This is a genomic window from Thermoactinomyces sp. CICC 10735, from assembly GCF_016055175.1.
In the GTDB taxonomy this organism is placed as follows: domain Bacteria; phylum Bacillota; class Bacilli; order Thermoactinomycetales; family Thermoactinomycetaceae; genus Thermoactinomyces; species Thermoactinomyces vulgaris.
The window spans coordinates 1-639 of sequence record NZ_JAECVT010000013.1; the positions used below are offsets into that span (position 1 = coordinate 1).

The 639-nt window shown below is 46.5% G+C and carries 1 protein-coding gene; it reads right to left on the reverse strand.

Going from position 1 to position 639, the window contains the following annotated elements; translation table 11 throughout:
* A partial coding sequence (locus I8U23_RS13320) for a serine hydrolase (protein ID WP_198051125.1) occupies positions 1 to 466 on the reverse strand: 466 nt, incomplete at its 3' end.
* Positions 467 to 639 lie beyond the last annotated feature (173 nt).

The following is a 639-nucleotide window of genomic DNA, read 5'->3' on the forward strand; positions in this document are numbered from 1 at the left end:
GATCCCCCATGTTGTGCAAAAAAGCGGTTAGCTCCTTCGGTCCTCCGATCGTTGTCAGAAGTAAGTTGGCCGCAGTGTTATCACTCATGGTTATGGCAGCACTGCATAATTCTCTTACTGTCATGCCATCCGTAAGATGCTTTTCTGTGACTGGTGAGTACTCAACCAAGTCATTCTGAGAATAGTGTATGCGGCGACCGAGTTGCTCTTGCCCGGCGTCAATACGGGATAATACCGCGCCACATAGCAGAACTTTAAAAGTGCTCATCATTGGAAAACGTTCTTCGGGGCGAAAACTCTCAAGGATCTTACCGCTGTTGAGATCCAGTTCGATGTAACCCACTCGTGCACCCAACTGATCTTCAGCATCTTTTACTTTCACCAGCGTTTCTGGGTGAGCAAAAACAGGAAGGCAAAATGCCGCAAAAAAGGGAATAAGGGCGACACGGAAATGTTGAATACTCATACTCTTCCTTTTTCAATATTATTGAAGCATTTATCAGGGTTATTGTCTCATGAGCGGATACATATTTGAATGTATTTAGAAAAATAAACAAATAGGGGTTCCGCGCACATTTCCCCGAAAAGTGCCACCTGACGTGGATCCCCTGAGGGGGCCCCCATGGGCTAGAGGATCCG